A 10,507-nucleotide genomic window follows, 5' to 3' on the forward strand; every position below is an offset into this window, starting at 1 on the left:
GCCACGCCCTGAACGTCCGCGCGAGGGGTCCGCTACTCCTGCTGCCAGGAGCTCCAGAGGCGCGCGTAGTCGCCGCCCGCCGCGACGAGCTCGTCGTGGGGCCCGATCTCGGTGATGCGTCCCCCGTCGACGACCGCGACCCGGTCGGCGTCGTGCGCGGTGTGCAGGCGGTGGGCGATCGCGACGACCGTGCGCCCCTCGAGGACGGCGTTGAGCGAGCGCTCGAGGTGCCGGGCCGCACGCGGGTCCAGCAGGGACGTCGCCTCGTCGAGGATCAGGGTGTGCGGGTCGAGCAGCACGAGCCGCGCGAGCGCGACCTGCTGCGCCTGCGCTGGCGTGAGCACGTGACCGCCCGAGCCGACCTCGGTCGCGAGCCCGTCGGGCAGGGCCTCGACCCAGCCCCGGGCGTCGACCGCGGTGAGCGCCGCGAGGAGCGCGGCGTCGTCCGCGTGCTCGTCGGCCAGGCGCAGGTTGTCCGCGAGCGACCCGACGAACACGTGGTGCTCCTGCGTGACGAGGGCGACGTGACGGCGCAGGTCGTCGAGCGGGAGGTCGACCAGCTCGACGCCGCCCACGGTCACGGAGCCACCCGTGGGCGGGTGGATGCCCGCGAGCATGCGCCCGAGCGTCGACTTGCCCGCGCCCGACGGGCCGACGACCGCCAGGCGTTCGCCGACCGCGAGGTCGAGGTCGATCCCGTGCAGCACGTTGTGCCCCTCGCGGTACGCGTACTCGACGTCCCTCGCCACGACGTGCTCGTCCGTGGGCACCTCGTCCCCGGCCTCGCGGTCGCTGTCGACGAGCTTGACGCCCACGATGCGTGCGAGCGAGGTCGCGGCGACCTGGATCTCGTCGAGCCAGAAGATGAGCTCCCAGACGGGGCCCGCGAGCTGGAACGCGTACATGGCGATGGTCGTCACCGCGCCGATCGTCGCGTGCCCGGTGGAGAGCATGTAGCCGCCCCACACGATGACCGCCACGGGCGCGAGCACGAACGTGAAGTCGACCGCGGGGAACAGGACCGTGCGCAGGTTCAGCGTGTACTTCTCGGCCGCGAAGGCCTCCCGCAGGTCCGCCTCGACCCGGGCCCGGCGCCGGGCGCCCAGGCGCAGGGCGTCGACCGTGCGGGCGCCCTCGACCGACTCGGTGATGGTGCCGTTGAGCGCGGCGTACGCCGCGGACTCACGCTGGTACCCGGGTGAGGCGCGCCGCAGGTACCAGCGCGAGACGACGACCATGAGCGGGACGCCCAGGAACAGCGACACGGCCACGAGGGGCGAGGTGAGCATGCTCGCGACGACCGTGAGCAGGATCGTGACGACCGCGACGATGAGGCGCGGCACCCCGAACCGCACGGCGTGCTGGATGCGGTTGACGTCGTTCGTCGTGCGCGCCACGAGGTCTCCCGTGCCGGCGCGCTCGACCGTCGACAGCGGCAGCGTCGTGACCGTCTCCAGGAAGTCCTCGCGCAGCTCGGCGAAGACCGTCTCGCCGAAGATCATCGAGGACTTCTGGGCGTAGCGGATGAGGACGGCCTGGACGAGCACCGCGCCCACGCCGATCGCGATGACCTGGTTGACGTAGGCCGAGGTGGTGCCCTGGGCGACCGCGTCGACGAGCCTGCCCAGGATCCACGGGCCTGCGAGCCCCGCGATCGCCGCGACGGTGTGCAGGACCGCGAGGCCGACGAGCGGCCTGCGGTGCTCGCGGACCAGGTAGGCGGTGTGCTGGCGGACCTGGGAGGCGTCCGCGACGGGGAGCTTCATGACACGCCCTTCGAGGCGTCGGTGAGCTCGGCGGAGCCCATGGGCAGGTGGTCGTCGTCGGGTTCGGCGGGAGCCTCGTCCATCGAGCGCCCGACGACGGCGCGGTAGCGTGCGGCCTCCTCGCCCTGGTGTGCGTCGAGCGGGCGGTGCAGGAGGTCGCGGTGCGTCCCGTGCGTGACGACGCGGCCGTCCTCGACGAACAGGACGTCGTCGACGTGGTCGAGCACGAGCGGGCTCGCGGTCACGATGAGCGTGGTGCGCCCGCGCCGGACCTCGGCGAGGCGTTCGGCGATGCGGGCCTCGGTGTGGGCGTCGACCGCGCTCGTGGGCTCGACGAGCACCAGGATCTCGGGGTCGGTGAGGATCGCGCGGGCCAGAGCGACGCGCTGGCGCTGGCCGCCGGACAGCGAGCGGCCCTTCTCGGGGAGCTCTCCCGCGAGGCCGTCGGGCACCGAGTCCAGGACGTCGTGCGCGTCGGCGATCATGACGGCCCGCAGGAGCTCGGCCTCGAGGCTCCCGCCGCGGACGTCGATCTCCTCGCCGAGCACGCCCGAGAACAGGTGGGGCGTGGCCTCGGCGACGACGATGCGTTCGCGCACCACGTCCTTGTCGAGGTCGGAGAGCCGGATCCCGCCCAGGTGCACGGGCGTGCCCGCCTCCGCGACGTCGTCGAACCGGCCCATGCGCGTGGCGATGCGCGCCGACTCGTCCGGGTCCACGCTCACGAGCGCGACGACGCGGCCGGGCGTGAGCTCGACGCCGCTCGTGTCGTCGACCAGCACCGACCCGGCAGGTGGCGCGGACGCCGTGCCCGGGGTCGCGCCCGTCGCGGGGACCACCGAGAGCACCTTGACGAGCTTCTTCGCGGCCACGTGGGCGCGCGTCGTGATCTGGAGCGTCTGGGTCGCGATCTGCAGCGGCCACGACAGGAACGCCGCGTACCCGTAGAACGCGACGAGCTGGCCCGGGCTGATGTCCCCGGCCACGGCCGCGTGCGCGCCCAGGTACAGGACCAGGGCGACGAACAGGCCGGGCAGCAGGACCTGGAGCCCGTCGAGGTAGGACTGCGTGGTCGCGACGCGCACACCCGTCTGGCGGACGGCCTGCGACTGGGTGCGGTAGCGGTCCGTGAAGACCTTCTCGCCGCCGATGCCGCGCAGGATGCGCAGGCCCGAGACGGTGTCCGCGCCCAGGGTGGTCAGCCGGCCCGACGCCTCGCGCTGCGCGGCCTGACGCTGCTGGAGGGGCTTGACGAGGAACGCGAGGATGCCCGCGACGACCGGCAGCCCGAGGACCACGACGAGGCCCAGCTGGAGCGACGTGCTCAGCATGATCCCCGCGACCACGGCGTACGCCATGAGGGAGCCCGCGAAGCGGGCCGCGATCGCGTAGACCTCGCCCACCCGCAGCGCGTCCGACGCGACCGCCGAGACGACCTCTCCCGTGGGGAGCTCGTCGGTGATCGTGTGCCCCGAGCGCGCGACGGTGTCGCCCACGAGCTGGGAGGTGGTGAAGGCCGAGCGCAGCCAGTTCTCGATGTCGTAGCGGTGGCCGAGGGCGGCCGCGCCCACCTGGACCAGGCCGATGCCCAGCATGACCGCGGCCCAGCCGAGCAGGACCGCGCCGAAGCCCTCGTCGAGGCCCTCGTCGAGCGCACGGCCCAGCACGTAGGGCATGACGGCCTGGCACCCGAACGTGACCATGCCGAGGAGGACGGCGACCAGGAGGATGCCCCACTGGCGGCGCGCGAGCCACCAGAGGAAGGCACCGGGGCCGGTGAGCGGAGGGGTGCCCGGGTCGGGGAGGGGGAGGGGTCGCACGGTCACTAACATTAGGTGTGGCCACCGACACCGGGCCACGGATTTTCGCTCAGCGTAAGGAAACCTTCCCATGACCACGCCCGACCCCGCCGGCTCGCAGAAGACCTCCGACGCCGTGGCGGACGCCCCGTCGCAGGAGGTCGTCGACCGCGCCGTCCGCAAGGCCCGCGGCGCTCTCCAGCGCTACCGCGTGATGGCCCTCATCACCGGTGTGATGCTCCTGATCCTGTGCGTCGAGATGATCGTCAAGTACGGCGTCGGTGCGTTCGTCGACGTCGACGGCGTGATGCGCTTCGTGGGCTGGATCCCGTTCGCGCACGGCTGGGTCTACGTGGTCTACCTCGTGACGGTCCTGGACCTGTGGTCCAAGATGCGCTGGAGCTGGGGCCGCCTGGCGACCATGGTCTTCGCGGGCGTCGTGCCCGTCATGTCCTTCATCCTCGAGAAGAAGGTTCACCGCGAGGCCGAGGCCAAGCTCGACGCCCTCGTGGAGCAGTACGCCCGATGACCTCGCTGCCGCCGCTGGTCGCTCCCTCGACCGAGCCACTGTCCCCGCAGGAGCTGGCCCGCTACTCGCGGCACCTGGCCCTGCCGGGGATCGGGGTCGAGGGCCAGCAGCGGCTGCGCGCCGCGCGGGTCCTGGTCGTGGGCGCGGGCGGGCTGGGCAGCCCCGCGCTGCTCTACCTGGCCGCGGCCGGCGTCGGGACGATCGGCATCGTCGACGACGACCGCGTCGAGGTCTCCAACCTCCAGCGCCAGGTGATCCACGGCGGCTCGGACGTGGGGCGGCCCAAGGTGGAGTCGGCGCGTGACGCCGTCGCGGAGGTCAACCCGCACGTGAGCGTCCGCCTGCACGAGCACCGGCTCGACGCGAGCAACGTCCTGACGGTCCTCGACGGCTATGACGTCGTCCTCGACGGGACCGACAACTTCGCGACCCGCTACCTCGTGGGCGATGCCGCCGAGATCGCGGGCATCCCGTGCGTGTGGGGCTCGATCTTCCGCTTCCAGGGGCAGGTCAGCGTCTTCTGGTCGGCGCCTGCGGTCGGGGAGGGCGTGGTCTACCGCGACGTGTTCCCCGAGCCGCCACCGCCCGGCACCGTGCCCGACTGCGCGACGGGCGGGGTCCTGGGTGCCATGTGCGGCACGGTCGGCTCGGTCATGGCGACCGAGGCGATCAAGCTGATCACCGGCGCGGGGAACACGCTCCTCGGCCGCCTCGCGGTCTACGACTCGCTCGAGCTCACGTGGCGTCACCTCACGATCCGCGCCGACCCGCAGCGCGTCCCCGTGACCGAGCTCCTGGCGGGCGACCACGCGTACGAGGCGTTCTGCGGGTTCAGCCCGGCGGGCGACGTGGGCCCTGTCGAGGTCCCGTCGGGCCTCTCCTCCGGGACGGGCCTCTTCTCCGGCCCGACGGCGGACGGTCGCCTCGCCATCGACCTCGCCCGGGTGGCGGGAGCGGCAGGACCGACGCCCACGAGCCTGACGGCGCGCGAGCTCGCCGACCGCCTCGCCGACCCCGACGACGACCTGCTGCTGCTCGACGTGCGCGAGGAGTGGGAGACGCAGATCGTGGCGATCGACGGCGCCCGGGTGGTGCCCAGCGGGGTCTATGCGGGGCCCGGCGCGACCGCGGCCCTCGCGGACCTTCCGCGTGACCGGACGGTCGCGGTGCTGTGCAAGGTCGGGGGCCGGTCCGACCGGGTCGCGAGCCTTGCGCGGGCCGCGGGCGTGGACGCGCGCAACGTCGAGGGCGGGGTCCTGGCCTGGGTGCGGGACGTCGAGCCGGGACGCCCGACCTACTGACCGTCGGCCCCGTCCGCCGAGGTAGACCCGTGCGCCCGAGGTAGACCCTCGGGAGGTCTACCTCGCGCACACGGGTCTACCTCGTCAAACCGGTCACAGCGCCAGGTCCAGGTTGCCGGCGCCCAGCAGGCCGGACCCCGTGAGCCCGGCCCGGCCCACCATGCCGTCGACCGGGGAGCTCGCGAGCGCCTGCTCGCGGCGCGGGATGCGGCCCGCGAGCGCGGCGAGCCGCCCGGCCTCGACCGCGAGCCGCATGGCCGTGGCCATCCGCACCGGGTCGGCGGCACGGGTCACGGCCGTCGCGAGGAGCACGCCGTCGCACCCGAGCTCGAGGGCGTGCGCGGCCTCCGAGGCGGTCCCGATCCCCGCGTCCAGGATCACGGGCACGCGGGCCGCGGCCGCGATGGCTGCGATGTTGCGCGGGTTGAGGATGCCGAGCCCCGAGCCGATGGGGGCGCCCAGCGGCATGACGGCCGCGCAGCCCACGTCCTCGAGGCGGCGCGCGAGGATCGGGTCGTCGTTGGTGTACGGCAGGACGGTGAAGCCGTCGCGGACCAGGGTCTCGGCGGCGTGGACGAGCCCGATCGGGTCGGGCAGCAGCGTCACGTCGTCGGCGATCACCTCGAGCTTGACCCAGTCGGTGCCGCAGGCCTCGCGGGCCAGGTGGGCCGTGAGGACGGCCTCCTTGGCGGAGAAGCAGCCCGCCGTGTTGGGCAGTGCACGGATGCTGAGGCGATCGAGCAGGCCCCAGATGCCGGTCTCGCCCGTACCGCCGTCGGAACCGGCCCCGCCCGGCGGCGGCACGCGCGCGACGCGCCGCATCGCGACGGTCGTGAGCGCGGTCCCGGACGCGACGAGCGCCTCCTCCAGGGTGAGCAGGTTGGCGGCGCCGCCCGTGCCCATGACGAGGCGGGAGCCGAGGGGGACGCCCGCGACGACCAGGGAGTCGTCGGCCGCGCGGTCCGGGGTGTCAACCACCCTGCACCGCCGTGACGACCTCGACGCGGTCGCCGTCGCGCAGTGCCGTGGACGTCCACGTGCTGCGTGGGAGCACGGCGTCGTCGATCGCGACCGCGACGCCGCGGGGGACGGTGCCCGTGTCTCCGACGAGCTCCGGCAGCAACGTGGCGACGAGGGCTGCGACGGTCGTGGGGGTGGCGAGCGGGTAGGGCTCGCCGTTGACGAGTGCTGTGCCGGTCATGTGGTCCTCCGGGAGGTCGCGACAGGGGTGGGGGAGAAGCGCATCGGGTCGATCGCCGCGACCGCGGGCGGCAGCGGGTCCCCGGCGAGGAGCGCGTCGACCGTGGCCCCCGTGACCGGGGCGAGCAGCACGCCGTTGCGGTAGTGGCCCGTCGCGAGGACCAGGCCGGGCACGCTCGTGGTTCCCAGGAGCGGCAGGTTGTCCGGGGTGCCCGGGCGCACGCGCGGCGTGACCTCGACCAGGGCGAGCTCGTCGAGGCCGGGCAGGAGCGCACGGGCGTCCCGCAGGAGCGCGAAGACGCCGCCCGCGGTCGCACGCCGGTCGTCGGGGTGCTCCTCGCTCGTCGCCCCGACGACGACCTCGCGGTGCCCGTCGGGGCCGGGCGTACGCGGTACGACGTACACCGGACGCCCTTGCACGATCCCGCGGACCACGTGGTCGAGCGTGAACCAGGGCGGCGCGTCGAGCCGCAGCGTCTGCCCCTTCACCGGACGGGTCGGGGCGTACACCTCGGGGACGCCCGCGAGCAGGCTTCCCGAGTCCGCCCCGGCCGCGAGCACCACGGTCCCCCCGCGGTGCTCGACGCCCGCGTCGTCGAGGGCCCCGGTCACGGGGGCACCCGGCCCGGGCGAGCGCAGGAGCCGGACGGCCCGGCGGTGCACGACGGCGGCGCGCGGGTCCTGCGCGAGGGCCGCGGTCAGGGCGCGGTGCACGGCCCGCGGGTCGACCTGGTGGTCGCCCGGGGCCCAGAACGCCCCAGCGACGCGCTGTCCGACGAGCGGCTCGCGCTCCCGGGCGGCCGCGACAGTGATCTCGGTCGAGTCGAGCCCCCATGCCTCCTGCAGCGCACGCACGCGCCGCCCGAGCGCCAGGTCGTCGCCGTCGTAGGCCAGGGTGAGCGTGCCCGTGGCCCGCAGCCCGACGCCCAGCCCCGAGTCCGCCTCGAGCTCGGCCGCGAACGCGGACCATCGCGCCGCGGAGTCGGCGCCCAGGCGCAGCGCGGCCTGCTCCCCGAAGTCGGCCTCCGTCACGGGTGCGAGCATCCCGGCCGCGGCGTGCGTCGCGCCGTCCCCCGGGGCGGGGTCCAGGACCGTCACACGCCGCCCCGCACGCGAGGCCCGCCACGCCGCGGCGAGCCCCACGATGCCGCCGCCCACGACGAGGACGTCCGCGACGCCGTCGGGCAGGTGGTCGTGGGGGAGGCCCGACGGCGCCGCGCGCCCGGTAGCCCCGTCGCGCCCTCGTGGGCGCGCGGGCACGGCGGGGTGATCGGTGGACAGGGCTGCGCTCATGCGCTCGCTCCCTTCGCTGGCATGACCCAGATCAGGTTCGACGGTCGGCTCTCGCCCTCTCAGCCCCGTGCGGGGCTCCCGTGCTTCGCGGCCACCCTACAACGTGGCCGGTGCCGGGCCGCGGCACGACCACGGGGTGCACCACGGCCGCGCGCCGCGCGGGCCGTGCCTATCCTGGGCGCCGTGACCACCGCCCCGACCGGCGACGCCGAGCGCCGACAGCCCCCCGCGCCCCGCCACCGCTCCGACGACCGCGACGCCACCCCGCACGCGGCCCGCCAGGCCGCCGTCGAGCGCCTGCGCGCCGCCCGGCTGTACCTGTGCACCGACGCGCGCGAGGAGCGCGGCGACCTCGAGGACTTCCTGCACGCGGCGCTCGCGGGCGGGGTGGACGTGGTCCAGCTCCGGGACAAGACGCTCGACGTCGCGCGCGAGCTCGAGCTCCAGGAGACGGTCGCGCGCGTAGCGACCGAGCACGGGGCGCTGTGGGCCGTCAACGACCGGGCCGACGTCGCGCTGCTGACCGGGGCTCCCGTGGTGCACATGGGCCAGGGCGACCTGCCCGTGCCCGCGGTCCGGTCGCTCCTCGGCGCGGGCTCGCTCCTGGGGCGCTCGACGCACTCGCTCGCACAGGCCGCGGCGGCAGAGGCTGATCCCGAGGTCGACTACTTCTGCGTCGGCCCCCTCTGGGCGACGCCCACGAAGCCGGGGCGCGACGCCGTCGGGCTCGACCTGCTGCGACAGGTCGCGGCGACCCGGCCGACGACGCCGTGGTTCGCGATCGGGGGAGTCGACGCCGACAGGCTCGACCAGGTGCTCGACGCGGGCGCCGAGCGCATCGTCGTGGTCCGGGCGATCACGGGCGCCGCCGACCCCGAGCGGGCCGCACGCGAGCTGCGCGGGCGACTGCCCGCCTGACGCGCGCAGTGATCCCCGTCGCACGTCGTGGACCGATGCCGGGGATCGGCGCCGAGCCAACTATCCTGGGGTGGTGACACCCACCCCCTCAGCCCCCCGGCCCGTATTGGTCGTCGACTTCGGCGCACAGTACGCCCAGCTGATCGCGCGTCGCGTGCGTGAGGCCAAGGTGTACTCGGAGATCGTCCCTCACACCTTCACCGTCGAGCAGATGCTCGCCAAGGACCCGGCAGCGATCATCCTGTCCGGCGGTCCGTCGTCCGTGTACGCGCAGGGCGCGCCCTTCGTGGACCCCGCGCTGTTCGAGGCCGGCGTGCCCGTCCTGGGCATCTGCTACGGCTTCCAGGCCATGGCCAAGGCGCTCGGCGGGACGGTCGCGCAGACCGGCCTCAGCGAGTACGGCGGCACGGCCGTCGAGGTCTGCCAGGCCGGTGCGCTGCTCGCGGGTTCGCCCGACCAGCAGACCGCCTGGATGAGCCACGGCGACGCCGTGCACGCGGCCCCCGAGGGCTTCGAGGTCCTCGCGACCTCGGCCGGCTCGCCGGTCGCAGCGTTCGAGGACACCGGGCGCCGCCTGTACGGCGTGCAGTGGCACCCCGAGGTCAAGCACTCCCCGCTGGGCCAGAAGGCCCTCGAGAACTTCCTCTACCAGGGCGCCGGCCTCGCCGGTGACTGGACGCCGGGCAACGTCATCGCCGACCAGATCGCGCTCATCCGCGAGCAGGTCGGGGACGCCCGCGTCATCTGCGGCCTGTCCGGCGGCGTCGACTCCTCCGTTGCCGCGGCCCTCGTCCAGCAGGCCGTGGGCGACCAGCTCACGTGCGTGTTCGTCGACCACGGCCTGCTGCGTGCGGGCGAGGTCGAGCAGGTCGAGCGCGACTTCGTCGCCGCCACGGGCGTCAAGCTCGTCGTCATGGACGAGAAGCAGCGCTTCCTCTCGGCGCTCGCGGGCCACTCGGACCCCGAGACGAAGCGCAAGATCATCGGCCGCGAGTTCATCCGTGCGTTCGAGCAGGCAGCGCGCGACATCGTCGCGGACGCGGGCGAGCACGGTGGCGAGGTCAAGTTCCTCGTGCAGGGCACGCTGTACCCCGACGTCGTCGAGTCCGGCGGAGGCGAGGGCACCGCGAACATCAAGAGCCACCACAACGTGGGCGGCCTGCCCGACGACCTGCAGTTCTCGCTCGTCGAGCCGTTGCGGGCCCTGTTCAAGGACGAGGTGCGCGCCGTGGGCCGCGAGCTCGGCGTGCCCGAGGTCATCGTGGCCCGTCAGCCGTTCCCCGGTCCCGGGCTCGGCATCCGCATCGTCGGCGAGGTCACGGCCGAGCGCCTGGAGATCCTGCGCGCGGCCGACGCGATCGCGCGCGAGGAGCTCACGAAGGCCGGGCTGGACGACGAGATCTGGCAGTGCCCCGTGGTGCTCCTGGCCGACGTCCGCTCGGTCGGCGTCCAGGGCGACGGCCGCACCTACGGTCACCCGATCGTGCTGCGCCCCGTCTCCTCGGAGGACGCCATGACCGCGGACTGGACCCGTCTGCCGTACGACGTCCTCGCGACCATCTCGACGCGCATCACGAACGAGGTCAAGGACGTCAACCGCGTCGTGCTCGACGTGACGAGCAAGCCGCCGGGCACCATCGAGTGGGAGTGACCTCCCGCTGAGCCGCGAAGGGCCGGCACCCGCAGAGCGATCTGTGGGTG

At 74.2% G+C, this 10,507-nt stretch carries 9 protein-coding genes and 1 riboswitch; of the genes, 4 read left to right on the forward strand and 5 right to left on the reverse strand.

Going from position 1 to position 10,507, the window contains the following annotated elements:
* Positions 1–32: 32 nt before the first annotated feature.
* Together ACFRCR_RS12545 and ACFRCR_RS12550 are read right to left on the reverse strand one after the other, a co-directional pair.
* Complete coding sequence (locus ACFRCR_RS12545) at positions 33–1,766, reverse strand: ABC transporter ATP-binding protein (protein WP_377677937.1); 1,734 nt, start codon at positions 1,764–1,766, stop codon at positions 33–35.
* Positions 1,763–3,598, reverse strand: a complete 1,836-nt coding sequence (locus ACFRCR_RS12550; protein WP_377677939.1) for an ABC transporter ATP-binding protein — start codon at positions 3,596–3,598, stop codon at positions 1,763–1,765. Before ACFRCR_RS12550 ends, ACFRCR_RS12545 begins: the two co-directional genes overlap by 4 nt.
* A 58-nt stretch (positions 3,599–3,656) precedes the next feature.
* Here ACFRCR_RS12550 and ACFRCR_RS12555 point away from each other — a divergent pair, with 58 nt between their 5' ends.
* On the forward strand, positions 3,657–4,094 hold the full coding sequence (locus tag ACFRCR_RS12555) for a DUF3817 domain-containing protein (protein WP_377677941.1): 438 nt from the start codon (positions 3,657–3,659) through the stop codon (positions 4,092–4,094).
* Complete coding sequence (moeB, locus tag ACFRCR_RS12560; protein ID WP_377677942.1) at positions 4,091–5,395, forward strand: molybdopterin-synthase adenylyltransferase MoeB; 1,305 nt, start codon at positions 4,091–4,093, stop codon at positions 5,393–5,395. The genes ACFRCR_RS12555 and moeB overlap by 4 nt, the downstream gene beginning before the upstream one ends.
* A gap of 93 nt (positions 5,396–5,488) precedes the next feature.
* Here moeB and ACFRCR_RS12565 read toward each other — a convergent pair whose 3' ends face one another.
* From ACFRCR_RS12565 to thiO, 3 genes are all read right to left on the reverse strand, one after another.
* Positions 5,489–6,298, reverse strand: coding sequence for a thiazole synthase (locus ACFRCR_RS12565; RefSeq protein WP_377677948.1), 810 nt, complete (start codon positions 6,296–6,298; stop codon positions 5,489–5,491).
* Positions 6,299–6,365: 67 nt separating this feature from the next.
* Positions 6,366–6,596 (reverse strand): sulfur carrier protein ThiS, encoded by a 231-nt coding sequence (gene thiS, locus ACFRCR_RS12570; protein ID WP_377677944.1) that lies wholly within the window; start codon positions 6,594–6,596, stop codon positions 6,366–6,368.
* The gene (gene thiO / locus ACFRCR_RS12575) at positions 6,593–7,888 is read right to left on the reverse strand and encodes a glycine oxidase ThiO (RefSeq protein WP_377677945.1); all 1,296 of its coding nucleotides are present in this window, start codon (positions 7,886–7,888) and stop codon (positions 6,593–6,595) included. The genes thiS and thiO overlap by 4 nt, the downstream gene beginning before the upstream one ends.
* A gap of 6 nt (positions 7,889–7,894) precedes the next feature.
* Positions 7,895–7,972, reverse strand: a riboswitch (TPP riboswitch).
* A gap of 213 nt (positions 7,973–8,185) precedes the next feature.
* Here thiO and thiE point away from each other — a divergent pair.
* Together thiE and guaA are read left to right on the forward strand one after the other, a co-directional pair.
* Entirely contained in the window at positions 8,186–8,806 is a 621-nt protein-coding gene (gene thiE, locus ACFRCR_RS12580) for a thiamine phosphate synthase (RefSeq protein WP_377677950.1), read from the forward strand.
* Between the two features lie 73 nt (positions 8,807–8,879).
* Entirely contained in the window at positions 8,880–10,457 is a 1,578-nt protein-coding gene (guaA, locus tag ACFRCR_RS12585; protein WP_377677947.1) for a glutamine-hydrolyzing GMP synthase, read from the forward strand.
* The last annotated feature ends 50 nt before the right edge of the window (positions 10,458–10,507 follow it).

The sequence above is a fragment of the Oerskovia sp. NPDC056781 genome (assembly GCF_042789955.1).
Lineage (GTDB): Bacteria > Actinomycetota > Actinomycetes > Actinomycetales > Cellulomonadaceae > Oerskovia > Oerskovia rustica.

Bases quoted from the DNA above. Each gene is read 5' to 3' on its own strand.
- ACFRCR_RS12545 (WP_377677937.1), bottom strand. From the start codon at position 1,766: ATGAAGCTCCCCGTCGCGGACGCCTCCCAGGTCCGCCAGCACACCGCC.
- ACFRCR_RS12550 (WP_377677939.1), bottom strand. From the start codon at position 3,598: ATGTTAGTGACCGTGCGACCCCTCCCCCTCCCCGACCCGGGCACCCCT.
- ACFRCR_RS12555 (WP_377677941.1), top strand. From the start codon at position 3,657: ATGACCACGCCCGACCCCGCCGGCTCGCAGAAGACCTCCGACGCCGTG.
- moeB (WP_377677942.1), top strand. From the start codon at position 4,091: ATGACCTCGCTGCCGCCGCTGGTCGCTCCCTCGACCGAGCCACTGTCC.
- ACFRCR_RS12565 (WP_377677948.1), bottom strand. From the start codon at position 6,298: ATGGGCACGGGCGGCGCCGCCAACCTGCTCACCCTGGAGGAGGCGCTC.
- thiS (WP_377677944.1), bottom strand. From the start codon at position 6,596: ATGACCGGCACAGCACTCGTCAACGGCGAGCCCTACCCGCTCGCCACC.
- thiO (WP_377677945.1), bottom strand. From the start codon at position 7,888: ATGAGCGCAGCCCTGTCCACCGATCACCCCGCCGTGCCCGCGCGCCCA.